Below are 18,994 nucleotides of genomic sequence, written 5' to 3'. Positions count from 1 at the left end.
ACACGACTTGGCAAAGTTATGACCTTTCCCCTAGCTGAATCTGACTGACCCCCGTCAATCTCGGTCGCAGCTCCTTTCCCTGCACAGCGACCCCACTGGAGTCAGAGTGACCCCCACGCCCTCCTCCCGCCGTGCCCGCGTGGCCGGAGCCGTCGCGGTCGTCGCCGCCCTCGCCGGCGCCACCGTCCCGGCCGCCACGGCGTCCGCCGCCACCGGCTCGCGCGACGCCGCGATATCCCAGGCCCGCGCCAACGTCGCCCGCAACGCCGGGGTGTTCGGCTTCGGCGCCGGCCAGGACCTCGTCCTCAAGGACGTCGTGCTGGACGCCGACGGCGCCTCGCACGTCCGCTTCGACCGCACCTTCCAGGGCCTGCCGGTGGTCGGCGGCGACCTCGTCGTCCACCAGGACGCCAAGGGCAGGCTCAAGGACTCCTCCCGCGCGGCCGCCCACGACGCCACCGTGAAGTCGACCGTCCCCAAGGTGAGCGGGCAGTCCGGAGCGGCCGGCGCCCTGGCCGCCGCCCCCGGCGTCAAGGACGCCGTCAGCAGCCCCGAGCTGGTCGTCTGGGCCGCCGACGGCACGCCCCGGCTGGCCTGGCGCACCACCGTGGAGGGCACCGGCGAGCACGGCGAGCCGGCCGGCAAGGTCGTCGTCACCGACGCCACCACCGGCGAGCAGATCGAGTCCTACGACGCCGAGCACCAGGCGGCCGGCACCGGCAACTCCGAGTACACCGGCCGGATCACCATCGACACCACCGCCAGGACCGGCGGCGGCTACACCCTGACCGACCCGGTCCGCGGCCACGTCACCAAGGACGCCAACAACCTCTCGGCGAGCTCGCTCAAGGCGTCCTCCGGCACCGCGTTCTCCAGCGCCACCAACGTCTGGGGCGACGGGAAGAAGTTCTCCACCGACCGCTCCACCGCCGCCGTCGACGCCCACGCCAACACCGCCTGGACGTACGACTACTACAAGAACGTCCACGGCCGCAACGGCATCAAGAACGACGGCAAGGGCGCCACCGTCTTCGTCCACGTCGGCACCAAGTGGGACAACGCCCAGTGGTCCGACTCCTGCTTCTGCATGATGACCGGCGACGGCGACGGCACCACCGACCCGGAGCAGGTCGACCTCGACACCATGGGCCACGAGATGACCCACGGCGTCACCAGCGCCACCGCCAACCTGCGCTACAGCGGCGAGTCCGGCGGCCTCAACGAGTCCACCAGCGACATCTTCGGCACCATGGTCGAGTTCTACGCCAACAACAGCGTCGACACCGGCGACTACCTGTTCAGCGACCAGTCCACCCCGCCGTGGCTGCGCCGCTTCGACAAGCCCTCGCTGGACGGCAGCTCGGCCGACTGCTGGAGCAGCGGCGTCGGCAAGCTCGACGTGCACTACTCCTCGGGCGTCGGCAACCACTGGTTCTACCTGGCCAGCGAGGGCAGCGGCAGCAAGACCGTCAACGGCGTCACCTACAACAGCCCGACCTGCAACAGCTCCACGGTGGCGGGCATCGGCCGCGACAAGGTCGCCAAGATCTGGTACCGGGCGCTGACCGTCTACATGACCTCCACCACCAACTACAAGGGCGCCCGCGCCGCCTCCCTGAACGCGGCCCGCGACCTGTACGGCGCCGGCAGCACCGAGTACAACGCGGTCGCGGCGTCCTGGAGCGGCGTCAACGTCAACTGACGTCCGCCCGTCAGTGGTCGAACCCCACGTGGCAGTGGTCGTGGTGGGTGTCGTCGGTGAAGAACCGGTTGCCGACGCCCGGGATCGCCACCGGACCCCCCACGTTGTACGAACCGGCGGCGGCCGCGTCCCGCATGAAGGACTCGACCAGCTGCCGGGACGTACCCGGGTCGACCACCGCCAGGCCGTCGATCCGCCAGACGTCGAAGGCCCGGCCCAGCGGATGGTCGCTGGGCCGGGTCGTCCCGAAGACGTCCAACGGGTGGCCGGTCCGCACCACGCTCACCGAGAGCGTGTACGGGCCGGCCAGTCGCAGCATCGCCTCCAGCACGCTGTCGTGGACGGTGCCGCCGCGCAGGTCGGCGGCGGCCTCGGGCGGCAGCTCGATCCGCGGCTCGGCCAGCACCCGGGCCACCGCGGCCGGCGGGGCCTCGGCCGCCGGGCCCGCGACGCCCGGACGCAGCTCGGTGACGTTCCAGCGCGGCTCGGCCGCGGTGAGCCGGACGTCCACCGTGGTGCCGCCCTCGACCACCGAGCCGTCCGGCCCCCGGGTCCACTGACGGCAGACCACCAGCACGCTCGCCGAGTCGTCGAGGATGCCCCCGTACTGGGCGACGATCACCTCCAGGCTCGCCTCGGCCGACGCCGGGGCCAGCGGGCCCGCTCGGTCGGCCAGCGCGGGCGGCAGGCCGAGCGCCGCCACCCGGGTACGGGCCGCCTCCATGCCCTGCCCGCCGGGCGGCCACGCGCCGAGCGCGGCGACCAGCTCGACGGCGCGGAGCTTGACGTCGGGCCGGATCTCACCGGGGCCGGGCTGCCAGAGGGGCGGCCGGGGCAGCGGGGTCGCCGTGGGAGCCGGTGTCGGTGTCCGCGTCGGTTCCGGTGCGGGCGTCGGTGTCGCTGTTCCGCCGGGAGTGACGGACGGGCCGGTGGCCGCCGCCCTCGGCCCGCTCCCGCCGGTGCACCCCGCCGCACCCAGTGCCAGCGCCGCCGCACCCGCCCGCAGCACCTCGCGCCGGCCCGGGGCCCGGCCGCCGTCTCCACCTGTCATGCCGTCAGTATGCGGCTCCGGAGCGCCCGGGCGCCGGAGGTCTCCCCGGGGCCGGTCGGCGCCGTGCGCCGCTGCGGACGGCCCGGACCGGCTTCCGGTGGTTCAGTGCCCGGCGGGAGCGGGCGGCCGCGGCGGCTCCGGGGGCCGCAGGCCGTACCCCTCCTCGGTCCGCACGATCCAGGAGGGCTCGCCGAGCTTGATCCTCAGCACCGCCATCAGGTACCTCAACTCATGGGGATTGAACGGCGCGTTGTAGATCTCCCACATGATCGAGGACGACTCGTGCACGCCCTCGCCCAGCTCGACCAGGCCCCGCAGCAGCCGGACGTCGGAGCGGGTGAGCTGCGCCTCGCGGCCGTCCAGGGTGACGATCCGGGTGTCCAGGTCGATGACGAGGCGTCCGTCGAAGGCGGTCACCGAGCCCTGCGGTTCCGGGACCAGCCCGAAGTGCTCGCGGAGCCACTGCGCCGCGGCCCGGTCGTCCCCCGGCCCGGCGCCCGCCGCGCCGCTCTCCTTCTCCACGCCGGGCAGCCTAACCGGCGGTCCCGAGGCCGGCCACCGTACCCCCGCCCCACGCATTCAGATGTGTTCGAATCATTGGCGGTCAGGCCGGTGCAGTGACGATCATGACCAGCATGACTTCGAACACCGCGGAGAACACTCCCCCACGCACCACCGTGACCGCCGCCGCCTCCGGCACCTGGACGCTCGGCGACCGCACCGTGCACCGGATCGGCTTCGGCACGATGCGCCTGCCGCAGACCGGCCCGGCACTCGTCCCGGACGCCGTCCCGCGCGACCGCGAACAGGCCCTGCGGGTGCTGCGCCGCGCGGTCGAACTCGGCGTCAACCACATCGACACCGCGGCGTTCTACTTCTCCCCGCTGCGCTCCGCCAACGAGCTGATCAACCGGGCGCTCGCGCCGTACGCCGACGACCTGGTGATCGCCACCAAGGTCGGCCCGGGCCGCGGCCCCGACGGCGAGTGGGTCGAGCACGCCCGCACCCCCGAGCGGCTGCGCGCCCAGGTCGAGCAGAACCTGCGCCAGCTCGGCCGCGACCACCTCGACCTGGTGAACCTGCGCGTCCTCGGCACCGACTCGGTCGCCGAACGCTTCGGCGCGCTGGCCGAGTTGCGCCGGGCCGGGCTGATCCGGCAGCTGGGCCTGTCCAACGTCCACCCGCACCAGCTCGCCGAGGCGCAGACCATCGCACCGGTGGTCTGCGTCCAGAACCCGTACGGCATCGGCGCCACCCCGGCGCAGGACGAGCTGCTGCGGATCTGCGGGGAGCAGGGCATCGCCTTCGTCCCCTTCTACGCCATCGCCGGAGCCGGACGGCAGGACGGCGCCGGCGGGGCCGAGCCCGCCCAGGTCCGATCGGTGGCCCGGGCCCGCGGGGTGAGCACCGCCCAGGTGCGGCTGGCCTGGACGCTGCAGCGCGGCCCGCACGTGCTGGCCATCCCGGGCACCGGCGACGTGGCGCACCTGGAGGACAACATCGCCGCCGGGGCGCTACGGCTGTCGGCACAGGAGCTGGCGCTGCTGGACGAGGCCCACGCGGCGGGCTGAGCCCCGGAACCGGACGCGGCCCGCGGGGTGTCACTCCGGGACGAGTGATCCTCCCTCGTCGCAAGGAGCCCCGGAGCATGACCGAACGCGCCACCCGCTACCTGTACCTGGCCCGCCACGGTGAGGCCGCCTCCGAGGGCGACGGCAGCGGACTCACCGAGACCGGGCGCCGGCAGGCCGTCCTGCTGGGCCGCCGCCTGGCCGGCCGCCCGGTCTCGGCCCTGCACCACGGCCCGCTGCCCCGGGCCGCCGAGACCGCGCGGCTGGTCGCGGAGCAGCTGACCGCGGTCCGGCCGGAATGCCGCGAGGAGGCCGGGGACTTCGTGCCGTACGTGCCCGCGCCCGCCGAACTCCCCGAGGACAGCGCCCGGTTCCTGCTGGACCACCTCTCCGGCACCACGGCGGAGGAACGGCGGACCGGGGCCGCGCTGGCGCGACGGGCCGTCGAGCGGTTCACCGGGCCGGTGCCGGGCGGCGAGGTGCGGCACGAACTGGTGGTCACCCACGCCTTCCTGGTCGGCTGGCTGGTCCGGCACGCCCTGGACGCCCCGACCTGGCGCTGGCTCGGCGTCAACGCCGCCAACGCGGCGCTGACCGTCCTGCGCTACACGCCCGGCCGGCCGCCCGCCGTCCTCCTGCTGAACGACCAGGGACATCTGCCGGAGGAGCTGCACTGGACCGGCTACCCGCCCCAACTCCGCTTCTGACAAGGGCGCGAGAGCCCGTCGGAGTACACCAGCGGCTGCCCGATCGCCACCGTCGCCCTGGAGGTGGCCGGCACCACCGAGGCCCTGCGGACGCTCTGCGCCGAGCTGTACGCGGGCTGGCAGCAGGTCCTGGCCGGCCGGCCGGAGGGCGAGGGCCTCGACCCGGGGCGGGCCGGGACCGCCGCCGGGCAGGTGCTCGCCCTGCTGGAGGGCGCCGTGCTGCTCGCCTCCGTCCGGCGCGGCCGCGAGCCGCTGGACCACGCCCGGCACGCCGTCCGGCACCTGCTCGGCGCCGCACAGGACCACGCGGGCACCGCCTGAACACCGGCCGGGCGACGGGCAGGCCGGCCCCGGGACGCCGGCCCGCGGAGCGGAGCCTCAGCGGCCGGCCGGATCCCGGTAGACGAGTTCCCCGCCCTGCCGGGCGGCGAGCTCCGCGATCAGGCCGTGGTCAGGAGACAGCGCGCACGCGGGATCGGTCCGCCCCGGGTCGCCGGTGAGGGCGAAGGCCTGGCAGCGGCAGCCGCCGAAGTCGACCTCCCGGAGGGCGCAGGAGGCGCAGGGCTCGGGCAGCCGGTCGGTGCCGCGGTAGGCCCGGAAGGCCGACGACTCGGACCAGATCCAGGCGAGGCCGTGGTCGCGGACGTTCGGCAGGTCCAGTGGGAGGTCGTAGGCGGCGGGGCAGGGCAGGACCCGTCCGTCGGGGGCGACGGTCAGGGAGACCGCGCCCCAGCCGCCCATGCAGGGTTTGGCGACGCCGTCGAAGTAGTCGGGGACGACCCAGACGAGTTCGACGCCGGTCCGTCGCCGTCGGCGCTCGACCGCCTCCCGGGCCCGGGTGAGCTGGTCCCGGGTGGGCATGAGGGCGGCCCGGTTGGCCAGCCCCCACCCGTAGAACTGCGTGTTGGCGAGTTCGATGCGCACCGCGCCCCAGGCGATGCCGAGGTCCACGATCGCGTCGATGTCGTCGAGGTTCAGGCGGTGCAGGACGACGTTGAGGCCCAGTGGCAGTCCGGCCTCGCGGACCAGCGCGGCGGCCCGCTCCTTCGCCGCGAACGACCGCCGTCCGGCGATCAGCTCGGAGGAGGCGGCGTCGGCGCCCTGGACGGAGAGCTGGACGCTGGGCAGTCCGGCCGCGGTCAGAGCGGCCAGCCGCTCCCGGGTCAGGCCGAGTCCGCTGGTGACGAGCTGGGCGTAGATCCCGGCGCGGGCGGCCCCCGCGACGATCTCGGTCAGGTCGCGCCGCAACAGCGGTTCACCTCCCGACAGGTGGACGTGCGCGACCCCGAGCTCACCGGCCTGCGTCAGCACGTCCAGCCATTGACTGGTCGTCAGTTCCGCTTGACGGGCGGTGAGTTCGAGCGGGTTGGAGCAGTAAGGGCAGCGCAGGGGGCAGCCGTGGGTGAGTTCGGCCAGCATGGCCCAGGGCGGGTTCACCGCAGCCATCCCCGCTCCTTCAGGTCGTCCAGGAAGTCCACGACGTCGTCGGCCCCCTCGGCCGGGAACTCGGTGGTGATCTCCGGTACGGTCCGGGTGCCGTCGCACAGTCCGACGATCGCGGCCGCCTCGGCGCTGAGGACGACGATGCGCTCCGGGACGACCAGCAGCGTGCTGTTCCGCACCGGGCAGTGGCGCAGCCGCGCGTACCCGCTCAGGGCCGGTCGCCAGGTCACGCCGGGGCCCGTTCGACGGCGTCGAGGAGGGTCCACAGCAGCTCGCACTTGTAGGAGAGCGCCGCGATGGCGGCCTCCTGCTCGGCACGGGTGCGCGCCCAGGACAGCACGAGGGACAGCGCCTCGTCGCTGTCGCGGCGGCCCTGGCCGACGCGGGTCCTGAAGTAGGCGAGGCCCACGGGCTCGATCCAGGTGTAGTGGCGCTCGAAGGCGGCGATCCGGGTGGCCATCAGGTCCGGCGCGAACAGTTCGGTCAGCGAGGCGGCCACGGCTTCCAGGGGCGTGCCGTGGCGGCAGAGGTTGACGTAGCCGTCGACGGCGAGCCGCACTCCGGGCAGCACCCCGCGGCCCGAGAGCAGGTCGGAGCGGTCGAGCCCGGCCGCCTCGCCGAGCCGCAGCCAGCGCTCGATGCCGCCCTCGTCGCCGTCGCCGCCGTCGTGGTCGGTGATCCGGCGGATCCACAGCCGGCGCAGGGCGGGGTCCTCCAGCTTGGCGAGGATCAGCGCGTCCTTGACCGGGATGTGCCGCTGGTAGTGGAACCGGTTGAGGATCCAGGTGCGCAGCTCCTCCGGCAGCAGGAGCCCCTGGTGCATCCTCAGGTTGAAGGGGTGCCGGTGGTGGTAGCGGCGCTCGGGCACGGCCCTGAGCTCGCTCTCGAAGGTCGTCACCATGTGAGGACCGCTCCTTCCGCGGCCACCCCGAGGCCCCGGTCCGCCAGCTCCGCGTGGAGGGGGGAGTCCGGGTCGACGAGCGGGTTGGTGTTGTTCAGATGGGTGTAGAGGCACCGGGCGGACAGGGCGGCGAGCCGGTCGCGGGTGGCGAGCACGGGCAGGTGGCCCATCCCCGTGGCGGACTTCGTGGAGAACCCGGCGGTGCGGGGCTCCTCGTCGTCCCAGAAGGTGCCGTCGACCAGAATCAGGTCGGCGTCCTCGCCGAACCCGTCGGTCCAGACGCCGGTCGACGGCGCGTAGAGCAGTCCGCCCACCCGCAGGGCGCTCACCCAGTCCCCGTCGCAGGCGTCCCGGGCGTAGCGGGGGCGCTTGCCGGAGAGCGGTTCGAGCTCGACGCCGTCGAAGTCCCGCCAGCGCAGGCGGGTGTAGGGCGCGAGGACCTCGCCGAGACCGAGCCCCTTGTGCACGGCGTCCCGTACCGCGTCGGTCGCCATGACCTCCAGTTCGTCGGCCTCGCGCAGCCGCGCCAGGCCGAGCGTGTGGTCGAGTTCGGCGTCCGTGAGGATCACGCCGGACAGCCGGGTGCGCCGGCCGTCGGGGCGCAGCCAGGGGCAGCGTTCGATCTGTTCGGCGATGTCCGGTGTGGCGTTCACGAGGTACACCCGGCCGGGCTCGGTCTCCACGGCGACGGACGCGTGCAGCCGTCGGCGCGACGGAACCGCGCGTGCCCCGGCACAGCCGGGGCACGCACAGTTCCACTGCGGGACGCCGCCGCCGGCTGCCGTACCGAGTACGTGCAGTCGCACAGCGCTTCCTCCCTCTTCGAGTGGTGGTCCTACCGGTGCGGTGCGGTCCGGGGGCCGCTACCGCTTGGCGAGGTAGTACGCCGAGACCTCCAGTGACGCCTCCACCACCTGGTAGCCGGGCTTGCGCCAACGGGCGGCTTCCGGCGGGGTGTTCGGCCGGTCGGTGGTGCGCTCCCGGGACTGCCGGGCGCGCCTGGGCTGTTCGTCGTGACGGGTCATGACTGTCTCACCTCCGTGTCGGGGCTTCACTGCGTCTTGTTCCGGTCGTAGGGGACGGCGAGGATCGCCCCCGGGTTCGCCAGGTGGGTGGTCGGGGTACCGCCGTCGCCGCGGACCATGTGCTGGCCTTCGCTGTCGGTGGCGATGTACAGCGTCTTGCCGTCCGGGCTGAGGGCGACGTCGCGGTAGCGGTTGACGGTCCGGTAGAGCTCCTCGTACTTCTTGCCGTCCTTGGAGAGCCGGAAGACGGTGCCGTTCTTCAGCGAGGTGACGAGGACGTCGTCCCCGTACACCTTGAGGCTGCCGGGCGCCATGGTCGGCCAGCACATGTAGGCGGACGCCGCGTCGGGGCAGACCGGCGTGGTGCCGAAGTCGTGTCCGCTCTCGACGGTCGTCCCGTACGTACTGAGCGGGGAGACCATGTCCTTGGTGAAGTCCGACTCCTTCGTCGTCGGCACCTCGGCCGGCGGCGTGTTCGGGTCCGGGTTGTAGGTGAGCTTCTCGCAACCGCCCTTGGCCTGCGACCAGTCGGAGTAGACGTACGCCTTGTCGTCCTTCCACCCGGCGACGTTGGGCCAGCCGTAGTTGCCGCCCTTCGTGATGTGGTTGAACTCGTCGTCGGTGAGCGGGCCGTTCTCGGCCGTGTAGAGGTCCTTGCCGCCGAAGTCCATGCCGTCCGGGTTGCGCATGCCGTAGGCGTAGATGTGGCTGCGGGCTCCGTTCAGCTCGGGGTTGTCGTCGGGGACGGAGCCGTCCGGGTTGATGCGGAGCACCTTGCCCTGGTACAGCGACCAGTCCGACGCGGCGACCTGGGCGGCGGTCGGCAGGTCCTGCGCGTGGTTCGGCAGACAGTAGTCGGCCATGTAGTTGTGGCCCTGGTCGCCGATCGAGTAGTAGAGCTTGCCGTCCTGTCCGTACCGGATCCGGGCCGACTGGTGCTGGTTGTGCCCCGGCAGCCCCGTCAGGACAGGCTGCTCGTCGGAGAGGAGGCCGTCCTTCGCGGTGTAGCGGACGATCTTCGTGGCCGAGTCGTTGCCGTTCTTGTAGGTGTAGGCGAGGTAGACGTAGTCGCTGCCCTTGTCCTTGCCGAAGTCCGGGTGCAGCGCGAAGCCCAGCACCCCGTCCTGCCCGTCCTGACTGTGGAAGGCCTTTCCCGTGAGGTCGAGGGCGGTGCTCTTGGCGCCGCTCTGCGGGTCGACCCGGGTGATCTTGAGTCCGGACTTCTCGCTGACCCAGAGCCGGCCGTCGGGGGCGTAGGCGAGCTCGAACGGGTCTCCCAGCCCGTCCGCCACCACCTTCACCTGCGTCTGCGGCGTCTGGGCGGTCTGGGACTGGGGAGCTTGGGACTGCACGGGCTCGGCGGTGACGACGGCGGGCTTCTGCGCGGCGGTGCCGCCGCCGGACGCCGCTCCCCCGTTGTCGGAGCACGACGTGATCAGCGCGGCGGCGGGGATCAGAGCCAGTGCGACCGGGAGCTTTCTCATGATGCCTCCCACTCGTCGTGGCGACGAGTGTCTGGTTTCCGATTGACCGGATTCGGCGATTCCGTACGGGGCCTGCCACGCGTGGTGCGGGCGCCCGGCGATCGGTCCATCGCCTGTGGCGGGGGGATCACCGTCGGCGGCGTACGGCCGCCCGGTGTCCCGATCCTCACCGTAGGTCGGGTCCCCCGGATCCGCACCCCTCGTTGACCCGGTCGCGTGGCCGGGGCGGCGGGGTCCTCGCCGACGGGGCCGGAGGTCGAGCCGGGCCGACACCCGACCGTGGAGGTGCGGGCCCTGCCGGAGGGGGTCGGCGGTGTGCGCGACGGCATCCGCAAGGAGCAGGACGGCCGGGGCGGTGCCGGCATGGCGGGTGACGTGAGTGCCCGTCAGTTCCACCCATCGGGAGGCCGGATGACCCTCGGCTCCACGGGGCACCGCGGCCGGTCCGACGCCAGGCCGGTACGGCGCGGGACCGGCCGGAGACCATCCCCCGCGGCCTCCGACCGGTGCCCCCGGCACCGCCATCGTGCCGACGGCCCCGGGGCGGTGTCCCCGCCCTTCGGCCTCGCCCGAATCACGGACGATCGGGGCTTCCTCCCCACACGGCGCGAATGCCGCTTGCCGCGAGCGGCTACGCGTCCGCCCCCGGGCGTTCGAAGAGCAGCGCCGTCCAGTGCACCCCGTCCCTGCCGTGCAGGTCGGGGCGGGCGGCGCGGTGGAGGAGGCGCAGGCCGCAGGCGGTGGCGAGGGTGACGGTGGGCTCGGCCGGGAGGTCGAACATCCGGCGGCCGGGCGGGACGGGGCCGTGGCGGAGGGTGAGGGCGAGGCGGCCGGCGGGGGCGAGGAGGCGGCTGAGGGCGGCCATCGCGGGCGGGCGCTCGGCGGGGGCGAGGTGCATCCAGACGGCGGTGAGCAGTACGAGGTCGTAGCGTTCGCCCTCGGCGGCGAGCAGCGGTAGGCCGGGCAGCGCGTCGGCGACCCACCGCACGTCGGAGCCGGCGTGCAACCGCTCGCCGACGGCGCGGAGTTCGGGGGTCGGCTCGACCGCGACCACGGGGTGGCCGAGGGCGGCGAGGGCGGCCGCGTCGCGGCCGGTGCCGGCGCCGATGTCGAGGACGGACGCGGGCGGGGCGGGGTACAGGTGGCGCAGCTCGCGGTGCACCTCGGCGAAGCTCACGCTCTCGTACTGGACGGCGAGTTGCGGTGCCTCCTCGCCGTAGCCCTCGGTTCCGGCCGGCCCGGTCACGTCGCCTCCCGGACGACCACCGCGTCCCCGGCCGCGGCCGCGCCGGCGAAGAAGTCCCGCAGTTCGCGCAGGTCGTGGACGACGAGTGCCGCCAGGGTCTCGGACCAGGGCGTCGGGTATCCGAGCTCCGCGACCGTCCGGGCGAGCACGCCGTCCTGTTCGCGGACGAGTTCACCGAGCGCCGAGCCGCGCAGGAAGGCGGAGGCCGCCACGACCTGCTCGGGGCGCAGCACCGGCATGGAGTCGCCGGGCAGCGCGCCGTCGGGCCGGTGGTGCCCGCCGCCGTAGACGGGCAGTCGGGCGGCCGGGTCGGGGTGCAGGCCGTTCTCGGTGAGCGCGAGTTCCATCAGGACGGCGGTCTGCCGCGCGCCGAGGGCGAGGCCCGCGGCGGCCAGCCGGTCGTACCGGAGGTCGCGGTCGCGGGGCACCAGTTCGCCGAGTTCCTCCGGCGAGCAGGTGTCCACGGCCCGGCCCGGCAGTCGACGCCAGAAGTGATCCGTACTCACCCGCTCAGCGTAACGAACTCGGTGGCCGGCGCTGCCGCGGCCCACCGGTTCCGGCCGCACCGGGCGGGTTCAGGCCTCGCCGGGGTGCCAGGCGGGCCATTCCCAGGGGCGGTCGGCCCAGTGGACCCGCTGGGCGTCGTGCGGGTCGAGGTCGGGGAAGAGCTGGTGGACGCGCGGCTCGAACTCCTCGGGTGCGAGCGGCTCCCAGCCGTGTCCCTCGAAGTGGACGAGGCGGTAGCGGCTGTCGGTCCGGAACGCGGCCACCTCGACCATGGCCGCGGACGTGCTGTTGGTCTCCATGACCCCCAGCATGTGGCGCGGTGGCAATCAACGCCCGTCCAGACCCCTCTTCCGGGTCATGTCCCGGCGTCGGCGCGCTCGTTGAGCACGGCAAGGTTCTAGGGGGGCCGCTGGAAGGACGAGCACATGACTGGGCAGCCCACCGGAGGGCAGTGGCAGTGGCCGCAGAACGCTTGGCAGCCGCCGCCGGTGCCGACGGATCCGATCCCGCCGAATCCGGTACCGACGAGTCCGGTGCCGCCGTGGTCCACGGCCCCGCCGCCGAGGCGTCTGTCGCGCAAGGCCTGGACGGCCGCGATGGTCGGGACGGGTGCCGTGCTGGCGTCCGTCCTGGTGATGTGCGGGCCGGGGGCGGGCGACGAGGTCAGCGTGGCGGCACTGCCGGACGCCTCGCCGTCCGCCTCGGATCAGCCGACGGCGCAGCTGCTGCCGGTCTCCCCCTCACCGGCCACGCCCGCGCCGTCCCCGCTGCCGCCGCCCACCCCGGGGCCGGCGGTCCCGGTGGGCGGGCCGGGCCCGGCGGCGGCCGGGCCGGGCGCCGGGGCCGGGGCCGGGGCCAGGGCCGGGGCGTCGACGGACGCCCAGCGGGCGTCGGCGAGCGCCCACCCCAAGCCTGGGCACAGCCCGCACAGCGCCGCTCCGGCCCGCGGGCCGTCGGACACGTCCGCCCCGGCGAGTGCCGGGGCGGGCGCGGGCGGCGGTCAGAGCGGCATCTGCGACCAGGCCGAGCGGGCGGGCCACTGGCCGGCCGGGTCTGATTCGGCCCGGCTCTGCCGCAGCATCTACGGCTGAGCCGGGGGCAACCCGGGAGTCACGGGCTCGGTCGGCACGGTCGGACCATCCGGTCCGGCCGTACCCGCCGGGCTCGTCGGAGCGGTCGCACCGGCGGACGCGGGCGAGCCGGTCGACACGGCCGGGCCCGTCGGAGCGGTCGTGCCCGTCGGGCCCCCCGGTGTCCCGAGCAGTCCCTTGTCCAGCCGGGGTGCCAGGACCCGCGCCAGGGTGTCGGTGATGTGCCCGGTGTCCCGGTACAGCACCACGCCCTCCAGCACGGCCGGGCAGGAGGGGCCGGTGCCGGGGCAGAGCAGTGGGCCGAGGTCGAGGGTGCGGACCCCGTACCGGGCGGCGAGCCCGCCGTCCAGCACGGGGTCGGGCTCGAAGGCGGTGTCGCGCGGGAAGAAGCAGGCGTCCGAGCGGCCGTCGGAGGCGGCCAGGCAGGTCGGGATGTCCTTGCCGGGCATCGGGGTGTCGCCGAGGTAGGCGAGCGGGGCGCCGAGCGCGCTGAGCCGGTCCAGGGTGCGGGTCCAGCCCTCGGTGCGCTCCTCGGGGCTGCCGTACCGGTTGAGGCCCGCCATCAGGACGAGGCGCGGCTTGGGGCCGGAGGTCAGCCGGGTGAGGGTGTTCTCGCGCCAGCGGTCGCACTCCTCGAAGGTGCGGCCGAGCACGTTGTTGCGCACGGTGAGGGTGGCCAGCGGGCAGCCGGGCTTGACCAGGACCTCCAGCGCCCAGTGCCGCTGTTCGGCCAGTGCGAGGCCGGCGGAGATCCACTGCCCGGCGTGCGAGTCGCCGAGCAGCACGATCCGGTCGGGGCTGTCCTCGTCGCCGAAGAGGCAGCGCGGGCTGCTGTCGGCGTTGAGCGGGATCTCGCAGCCCTTGCCGGGCGGGAAGTCCTCGCGGGCCCGGGCCAGTGAGGGGGTCAGGGTGAGCACCCGGGTGCCGGGGGCGAGCAGGCCCGGGCCGTCGGCGGCTCCGGCGGGGGCCGCGGTAGGCCCGGAGGCGGGGTCGCCGAGGGCGCGTACGGTGCCGCCGCCGAGGGTGAGCGCGGCGATCAGCGGGATGACCAGGGCGCTGGCGCCGACCGCGAGGCCGCGCCGGGGCGCCGGGCTGCTGCCGTACCGCAGGGGCTGCTCGACCAGTCGCAGGGTGAGCCAGGCGGGCAGCGCACTGGCGGCGGTGAGCGCGAGCAGGGTGGTCCAGGGCAGGGTGCCGTACCGGGCCTGGGCGATGGTCAGGACCGGCCAGTGCCACAGGTACCAGGCGTAGGAGAGGCGTCCGGCGGCGCGCAGCGGGCGGATGGCGAGCAGGCCTCCGGCGTCGGCGGCGCCGGGGGTGCCGCGCCCGGCGAGCAGCACGGCGGCGGTGCCGAGGACGGGCAGCAGCGCGGCGGCGCCGGGGAAGGCGGTGGTGCGGTCGTACAGGAACACGGAGGCGAGGACGGCCGCCAGGCCGCCCCAGCCGAGTGCCCGCAGGGACCACCGGGCGGCGCCCCCGAGCGGGCGGGTGGCCAGTGCCCGGGCGGCCAGCGCCGCGCCGGCGCCGGCCGCGAACTCCCAGAGCCGGCTGCCGGTGGAGAAGTAGGCGAGCGGCGCGGAGGTGGCCGTCCAGCGCAGGCAGAGAGCGAGCGAGGCGGCGCCGACGGCCGCCGTGGTGAGGGTGATCGCCAGGGTGCGGCGGCGCCCGTGCAGGTAGCGGGCGAGGCCGAGCAGCAGCACGCCCCAGAGCAGGTAGAACTGGTTCTCCACGCCGAGCGACCAGAAGTGCTGGAGCGGGCTGGGGTCGTGTTCGGCGGCCAGGTAGTCGGTCTGCTCGCCGACGAAGCGCCAGTTGGCGAACTGGCCGGCGGAGGCGATCAGGTCGCGGGCGAGGTCGGTGCCGCGCAGCGGGTCGAGCAGGGCGCCGCCGGCGACGGCGGTGGCGACCAGCACGGTGGCGGCGGCGGGCAGGATGCGCCGGGCGCGGCGGGCGGCGAAGTCCCACAGGCCGAGCGGGCGGCCGACGAGCAGGCCGGTGATCAGGAAGCCGGAGACGACGAAGAAGACGTCGACGCCGACGAAGCCCCCGGTGAGGCCCGGGACGGCGGAGTGGAAGGCGAGGACGGCGAGGACGGCGACGCCGCGCAGCCCCTCGATGTCGGGGCGGAAGGCGGTGCGCGGGCGGGCCTGTCCGTTCTCGGCGACGGTGGCGCCCCGCGGGGCGGCGAGGTCCCGGTCCATCCGGACGACGCCGGGCAGCAGGTCGGCGGGTGTCGCGGAGGAGTCGGAGACGGTGTCCGAGGAAGAACCGGTGGACGGCGCAGGGGATACGGAGGAGGAGGACGACGGCGGTACGGCCGTTGGCACGGCGGTGCTCCTTGCAGGGCTGGCAGCGGTTGTCGGGCCCGCCGGGCCGATGGGGCGGCCGGGCGGTGTCCGCGCCGGTGGGGCGACGCGCAAGGAAACGCGGTGGAGCGGAAGTGCGGTGGAACAGAAATGACCTGATGGAGTGTCAGAAGATCAGCGGGTCCGCCCAGCCGGAGGCCAGCAGCCCGCACAGCAGCAGCACGGCGGTGACGGCGACGGCTTCGGCGCGTCCGAACCCGAGGTCGGAGCGGCCCGGCGCGGGCGCGGCGACCTCGCCGACGGCGGCGCCCTTGCCACCCCCGGTCCCGTTCAGCAGCGGGCGCAGTTCCCTGATCAGCGGGATCATGGTGTACGCGGTGAGCGCGAGCAGTCCGGCCAGCGCCCAGTACGGCCGCCAGCCGTGGAGCAGCCCGGCGCGGACCAGTCCGACGACGCCCGCGAGGACGACGAACCCGAGCCAGCCGACCCCGATCCGGGCGACGGCGCGGGCGAGCGAACTGCCGCCGGAGACGGCGCCGGTGGGCACCCAGTCGGCGGAGCGGCGGCGCAGCGCGTGCGCGATGGCGACCACGTGGCAGAGCCCGCCGAGGAGTTGGACCCGGGTGACCTCGAAGCGCCAGCGGGTGCGGGACATCGCGGGCAGCAGCACCAGGGCGACCCAGATCGGCGGCAGGAACGGCAGCACCTGCCAGGGCTGGATCTCCTCGGGCCGGAAGAACAGCATGATCAGGGCGGGCAGCGGCACGGCGAAGACGTTCACCGCGCTGGTGACGTAGCCGAGGATGCCGTTCCAGAAGCAGAGCCGGGCGGACTTGGGGAGCGGCCCCTTGCGGAAGTCCGGGTCGCGGACGAGGGCCAGGGAGCCGAGGCACCAGCGGTACTGCTGGCTGATGAAGGCGGGCAGGCCGGTGGGCGACATGCCCTTGGCGACCAGCGCGGGGACGTAGCGGGTGGCCCATCCGGCGCGGGCGAGGGCGAGTCCGGTGTAGAGGTCCTCGCTGTGGTCGATCTCGGCGAAGCCGCCGATCCGCCGCAGTGCGGCGCGGCGGTAGAGCGCGTTGGTGCCGCAGCAGACGGTGCCGTCCTGCGCGTCCCGGGAGGGCTGGATCCAGCGGTAGAAGATCTCCTGGGTGGCTCCCGCGGCGCGTTCGAGCCAGGACATGTCGGCGTCCGTGTCGAAGCACTGCGGGCTCTGCACGATGCCGACCTCGGGGTTGTCGAGGTAGGGCACCAGGTGGTGCAGGAAGTCGGGGCGGGGGCAGAAGTCGGCGTCGAGGACGGCGATGATCTCGCCGGTGCCCTCGGCCAGGCCGTGGTTGAGGTTGCCGGCCTTCTTGAACCGGCCCCGGTCGGGACGGGCGTGGTACCGGAAGCCGTAGGACTCGGCGAGTTCGCGCACCTCGGGGCGGCCCGCGTCGTCGAGGACGAGGACGGTCAGCTCACCGGGCCAGCGGACGGCCGCGGTGTGCCGGTAGGCGTTGTCCAGGACGGCCAGCGGTTCGCCGGCGGTGGGCAGCAGCAGGTCCACGCTCGGGGCCCGGGCGGGGCTCCAGGCGCGCAGCAGCAGGTCGTGCGAGTCGCGGGTGAAGCGCCGGGCGCGCTGGCCGTCGGTGAGCGAGAGCAGCCAGGTGGCCGCGTTGAGCACGGTGAGCACCAGGAACGGCCAGAGCAGCGGCTTGCTGAGGGCGAACAGGCCGAGGGTGGCGGTGGCTCCCGCGTAGGAGAGGGTGGCGCAGAGCAGCACCCAGCGGCGCTGCGGGCCGAAGTACCAGTAGAGCTCCTCGTCGTCGGGCGGGCTGGGCAGGCGGTGGTTGTCGGGGTCCGCGGGTATCCGGCGCGGACCGGCGTCGGGTGCGGGCATGGCGGTGCCATGGAGTGCGGGCATGCGGAAATGGCCCCCCTGGGCAGCGGACGGAACGTGGCCGTTCGCCCTCAGCCTCTCACATTGGCCTAGACCAATAATGAACGAGGTATGACATCTCCGCATCGCCCCAGCTCAGCGAGTTGACCCGGCGTCACCTGCGGAAACCCGGTCCAGCGGAGCTGAACCGAACCCCGAGCGCGGGCCGTTCCGACCCCTCGTCAACTCCCGTACCAGCCGTCGACTTCCGTACACGGACCGCCGACCCCTCAGGCCTGCGCCTTCAACTCCTTGACGAGGTGGGCGAACCGGAGGTCCGGCCGCAGCGGGATGCCGAAGTCCTCGTCCCCGTACGGGAACGGGCTGAACTCGCCGCTGCGCCGGAAGCCGCGCCGCTCGTACCAGGCGATCAGCTCGGCACGCTGCTCGATCACCGTCATCTCCATCGCACCGACGCCCCACTCCTCGGCGGCCACCCGCTCCGCCTCGGCCAGCAGGGCCCGGCCGATGCCGCCGCCCTGGAGCCCGGGGCGCACCGAGAACATGCCGAAGTAGGCCAGGTCGCCGCGCCGTTCCAGCTGGCAGCAGGCGACCGGCTCGCCGCCCCGCTCGGCCAGCAGCACCACGCCGTCGGGGTGGCCCACCGCCGCGGTGACGGCCTCCGGGTTGGTGCGCCGGCCGCCCAGCAGGTCGGCCTCGGTGGTCCAGCCGGCCCGGCTGGCGTCTCCCCGGTAGGCCGACTCGACCAGCGCGACCAGCGCCGGGACGTCGGCGGGCGTGGCGGGCCGGAACACGGGCTCCCCGGCGGGGCGGGCGGATCCGGCGGCGGTCTCGGTCATGACTGGTTCCTCTCCTCACGTGCGGGGCCGCCGGTGCCGGCCGGCCCGCGGGCATCGTCGCACAGGGCCGGGCGCGCCCCGCCCGCCCCCGGGGCCCCGCCCGGCCCCTCGGGGCGCTCCCCCTCCGGGGGCGGACGGACCGGCAGGACCGGCAACTCCACTTGCCGCCCATGGCCTTTCCGCACACCTGACGTGCGTTCACTAGGTGAAAAAAGATGCCTGGCGGCGGTGCCAGGTACATGGCTACTCTGCGGTACGCCCGGTCAGGCCCCGGCCGTCACGGGCCATTTCGACCACCCCCGCACGGACCAGAGGAGTGCCCCATGCCCCGCTCCGCCCGCACCGCCGGCACCGACAGACCGGCCGGCCGCCGCCTGCCCGCACTGGCCGCCCTCGCCGCCGCGACCGCCCTGGTCACCGGCGCGGCGGCCCCCGCGTACGCGGCCGACCCCGCCCCGATCGCCCCCGTCGCCGAAGGCCGCCCCGGCTTCCACCCCGAGCAGGACTTCGCCGGCTCCACCGTCGCCGCCCGCGAGGGCCGCGCCACCGCCGCCCCCTTCGCCTCCCTCGCCGCCACCCAGACCCCGGGGCTGGACGTCTCCGGCTACCAGGGCAACGTCAACTGGTCCTCGGTGGCCGCCAACGGCGCCAAGTTCGCCTACGTCAAGGCCACCGAGGGCACCGGCTACACCAACCCGTCCTTCGCCCAGCAGTACAACGGCTCGTACAACGCCGGCCTGGTCCGCGGCGCCTACCACTTCGCGCTGCCGAACGCCTCCTCCGGCGCCACCCAGGCCAACTACTTCGTCAGCCACGGCGGCGGCTGGTCCGCCGACGGCAAGACCCTGCCGCCCGCGCTGGACATCGAGTACAACCCCTACGGCGCCACCTGCTACGGCCTCAGCCAGAGCGCCATGGTCAGCTGGATCCGCGACTTCAGCAACACCGTGCACTCCCGCACCGGCCGCTACCCCACCATCTACACCACCACCAACTGGTGGACCCAGTGCACCGGCAACAACGCCGGCTTCGGCACCACCAACCCGCTCTGGATAGCCCGCTACGCCTCCTCCGTCGGCACCCTGCCGAACGGCTGGGGCTACCAGACCTTCTGGCAGTTCGCCGACTCCGGCACCTTCCCCGGTGACCAGAACTACTTCAACGGCGCGGCCGACCGCCTGCGCGCCCTCGCCCTGGGCTGATCCCCTCCCGCTGTCGGGCCCCGCCTCGCCGACGGGG

Annotated in this window: 19 protein-coding genes and 1 pseudogene; 6 read left to right on the top strand and 14 right to left on the bottom strand. The window is 74.3% G+C overall.

The annotated features are described in order from the left end of the window. Positions 1–106 precede the first annotated feature (106 nt). The gene (locus ACWD4P_RS23460) at positions 107–1,702 is read left to right on the top strand and encodes a M4 family metallopeptidase (protein ID WP_359828023.1); all 1,596 of its coding nucleotides are present in this window, start codon (positions 107–109) and stop codon (positions 1,700–1,702) included. A gap of 10 nt (positions 1,703–1,712) precedes the next feature. On the opposite strand, the gene ACWD4P_RS23455 is transcribed toward ACWD4P_RS23460, so the two are convergent. Further along, positions 1,713–2,753 carry a hypothetical protein gene (locus tag ACWD4P_RS23455; RefSeq protein ID WP_449780916.1) on the bottom strand — a complete coding sequence of 347 codons (1,041 nt, stop codon included), beginning with the start codon at positions 2,751–2,753 and terminating at the stop codon, positions 1,713–1,715. A 102-nt stretch (positions 2,754–2,855) separates the two neighbouring features. After that, positions 2,856–3,275: a hypothetical protein gene (locus ACWD4P_RS23450; RefSeq protein ID WP_449780915.1), complete on the bottom strand. Its 420-nt coding sequence runs from the start codon at positions 3,273–3,275 to the stop codon at positions 2,856–2,858. 104 nt (positions 3,276–3,379) lie between these two features. On the opposite strand from ACWD4P_RS23450, the gene ACWD4P_RS23445 reads away from it, so the two are divergent. From ACWD4P_RS23445 to ACWD4P_RS23435, 3 genes and pseudogenes are all read left to right on the top strand, one after another. Then, on the top strand, positions 3,380–4,324 hold the full coding sequence (locus ACWD4P_RS23445; protein ID WP_449780914.1) for an oxidoreductase: 945 nt from the start codon (positions 3,380–3,382) through the stop codon (positions 4,322–4,324). A 77-nt stretch (positions 4,325–4,401) separates the two neighbouring features. Further along, positions 4,402–5,031 carry a histidine phosphatase family protein gene (locus tag ACWD4P_RS23440; protein WP_449780913.1) on the top strand — a complete coding sequence of 210 codons (630 nt, stop codon included), beginning with the start codon at positions 4,402–4,404 and terminating at the stop codon, positions 5,029–5,031. Between the two features lie 30 nt (positions 5,032–5,061). After that, a pseudogene (locus tag ACWD4P_RS23435) lies at positions 5,062–5,352 on the top strand (LmrA/YxaF family transcription factor); the annotation flags it as partial. 57 nt (positions 5,353–5,409) lie between these two features. Here the strand turns inward: ACWD4P_RS23435 and pqqE are convergent. The 9 genes from pqqE to ACWD4P_RS23390 all read right to left on the bottom strand — a co-directional run bounded on the left by pqqE (position 5,410) and on the right by ACWD4P_RS23390 (position 11,936). Further along, positions 5,410–6,477, bottom strand: a complete 1,068-nt coding sequence (pqqE, locus tag ACWD4P_RS23430) for a pyrroloquinoline quinone biosynthesis protein PqqE (protein ID WP_359828014.1) — start codon at positions 6,475–6,477, stop codon at positions 5,410–5,412. Further along, entirely contained in the window at positions 6,465–6,704 is a 240-nt protein-coding gene (gene pqqD / locus ACWD4P_RS23425) for a pyrroloquinoline quinone biosynthesis peptide chaperone PqqD (protein WP_449780912.1), read from the bottom strand. The genes pqqE and pqqD overlap by 13 nt, the downstream gene beginning before the upstream one ends. Further along, entirely contained in the window at positions 6,701–7,375 is a 675-nt protein-coding gene (gene pqqC / locus ACWD4P_RS23420) for a pyrroloquinoline-quinone synthase PqqC (protein ID WP_449780911.1), read from the bottom strand. The genes pqqD and pqqC overlap by 4 nt, the downstream gene beginning before the upstream one ends. Continuing rightward, positions 7,369–8,181, bottom strand: a complete 813-nt coding sequence (gene pqqB, locus ACWD4P_RS23415) for a pyrroloquinoline quinone biosynthesis protein PqqB (protein WP_449780910.1) — start codon at positions 8,179–8,181, stop codon at positions 7,369–7,371. Before pqqB ends, pqqC begins: the two co-directional genes overlap by 7 nt. 57 nt (positions 8,182–8,238) lie before the next feature. Next, positions 8,239–8,400 (bottom strand): pyrroloquinoline quinone precursor peptide PqqA, encoded by a 162-nt coding sequence (locus tag ACWD4P_RS23410; RefSeq protein ID WP_359828008.1) that lies wholly within the window; start codon positions 8,398–8,400, stop codon positions 8,239–8,241. A 26-nt stretch (positions 8,401–8,426) separates the two neighbouring features. Continuing rightward, complete coding sequence (locus ACWD4P_RS23405) at positions 8,427–9,884, bottom strand: glucose/sorbosone family PQQ-dependent dehydrogenase (protein ID WP_449780909.1); 1,458 nt, start codon at positions 9,882–9,884, stop codon at positions 8,427–8,429. Positions 9,885–10,515: 631 nt separating this feature from the next. Further along, entirely contained in the window at positions 10,516–11,130 is a 615-nt protein-coding gene (locus ACWD4P_RS23400) for a class I SAM-dependent methyltransferase (protein ID WP_449780908.1), read from the bottom strand. Then, positions 11,127–11,636, bottom strand: a complete 510-nt coding sequence (locus ACWD4P_RS23395) for a hypothetical protein (protein ID WP_359828002.1) — start codon at positions 11,634–11,636, stop codon at positions 11,127–11,129. The genes ACWD4P_RS23400 and ACWD4P_RS23395 overlap by 4 nt, the downstream gene beginning before the upstream one ends. Positions 11,637–11,705: 69 nt before the next feature. Beyond that, positions 11,706–11,936, bottom strand: coding sequence for a hypothetical protein (locus tag ACWD4P_RS23390; protein ID WP_449780907.1), 231 nt, complete (start codon positions 11,934–11,936; stop codon positions 11,706–11,708). A 126-nt stretch (positions 11,937–12,062) separates the two neighbouring features. On the opposite strand from ACWD4P_RS23390, the gene ACWD4P_RS23385 reads away from it, so the two are divergent. After that, positions 12,063–12,728 (top strand): hypothetical protein, encoded by a 666-nt coding sequence (locus tag ACWD4P_RS23385; RefSeq protein WP_449780906.1) that lies wholly within the window; start codon positions 12,063–12,065, stop codon positions 12,726–12,728. Here the strand turns inward: ACWD4P_RS23385 and ACWD4P_RS23380 are convergent. The 3 genes from ACWD4P_RS23380 to ACWD4P_RS23370 form a co-directional block, all read right to left on the bottom strand. Beyond that, positions 12,719–15,055 carry an acyltransferase family protein gene (locus ACWD4P_RS23380; RefSeq protein WP_449780905.1) on the bottom strand — a complete coding sequence of 779 codons (2,337 nt, stop codon included), beginning with the start codon at positions 15,053–15,055 and terminating at the stop codon, positions 12,719–12,721. The genes ACWD4P_RS23385 and ACWD4P_RS23380 overlap by 10 nt on opposite strands. A gap of 145 nt (positions 15,056–15,200) precedes the next feature. Then, on the bottom strand, positions 15,201–16,940 hold the full coding sequence (locus tag ACWD4P_RS23375) for a glycosyltransferase family 2 protein (RefSeq protein WP_359827477.1): 1,740 nt from the start codon (positions 16,938–16,940) through the stop codon (positions 15,201–15,203). Between the two features lie 245 nt (positions 16,941–17,185). Further along, positions 17,186–17,755 carry a GNAT family N-acetyltransferase gene (locus tag ACWD4P_RS23370; protein ID WP_359827475.1) on the bottom strand — a complete coding sequence of 190 codons (570 nt, stop codon included), beginning with the start codon at positions 17,753–17,755 and terminating at the stop codon, positions 17,186–17,188. A 323-nt stretch (positions 17,756–18,078) separates the two neighbouring features. Between ACWD4P_RS23370 and ACWD4P_RS23365 the strand changes: the two genes are divergently transcribed. Next, a complete protein-coding gene (locus tag ACWD4P_RS23365; RefSeq protein WP_449780904.1) occupies positions 18,079–18,957 on the top strand; it encodes a lysozyme in 879 nt (292 codons plus the stop codon). Positions 18,958–18,994 lie beyond the last annotated feature (37 nt).

It is taken from the genome of Kitasatospora sp. NPDC002543 (assembly GCF_053594915.1).
The sequence above is the reverse complement of the archived record's forward strand: the minus strand, read 5'-3'. Positions and strand labels throughout refer to the sequence as shown.

Bases quoted from the DNA above. Each gene is read 5' to 3' on its own strand.
- ACWD4P_RS23455 (WP_449780916.1), bottom strand. From the start codon at position 2,753: ATGACAGGTGGAGACGGCGGCCGGGCCCCGGGCCGGCGCGAGGTGCTG.
- ACWD4P_RS23445 (WP_449780914.1), top strand. From the start codon at position 3,380: ATGACCAGCATGACTTCGAACACCGCGGAGAACACTCCCCCACGCACC.
- ACWD4P_RS23440 (WP_449780913.1), top strand. From the start codon at position 4,402: ATGACCGAACGCGCCACCCGCTACCTGTACCTGGCCCGCCACGGTGAG.
- pqqE (WP_359828014.1), bottom strand. From the start codon at position 6,477: ATGGCTGCGGTGAACCCGCCCTGGGCCATGCTGGCCGAACTCACCCAC.
- pqqC (WP_449780911.1), bottom strand. From the start codon at position 7,375: ATGGTGACGACCTTCGAGAGCGAGCTCAGGGCCGTGCCCGAGCGCCGC.
- ACWD4P_RS23410 (WP_359828008.1), bottom strand. From the start codon at position 8,400: ATGACCCGTCACGACGAACAGCCCAGGCGCGCCCGGCAGTCCCGGGAG.
- ACWD4P_RS23405 (WP_449780909.1), bottom strand. From the start codon at position 9,884: ATGAGAAAGCTCCCGGTCGCACTGGCTCTGATCCCCGCCGCCGCGCTG.
- ACWD4P_RS23390 (WP_449780907.1), bottom strand. From the start codon at position 11,936: ATGGAGACCAACAGCACGTCCGCGGCCATGGTCGAGGTGGCCGCGTTC.
- ACWD4P_RS23385 (WP_449780906.1), top strand. From the start codon at position 12,063: ATGACTGGGCAGCCCACCGGAGGGCAGTGGCAGTGGCCGCAGAACGCT.
- ACWD4P_RS23375 (WP_359827477.1), bottom strand. From the start codon at position 16,940: ATGCCCGCACTCCATGGCACCGCCATGCCCGCACCCGACGCCGGTCCG.
- ACWD4P_RS23370 (WP_359827475.1), bottom strand. From the start codon at position 17,755: ATGACCGAGACCGCCGCCGGATCCGCCCGCCCCGCCGGGGAGCCCGTG.
- ACWD4P_RS23365 (WP_449780904.1), top strand. From the start codon at position 18,079: ATGCCCCGCTCCGCCCGCACCGCCGGCACCGACAGACCGGCCGGCCGC.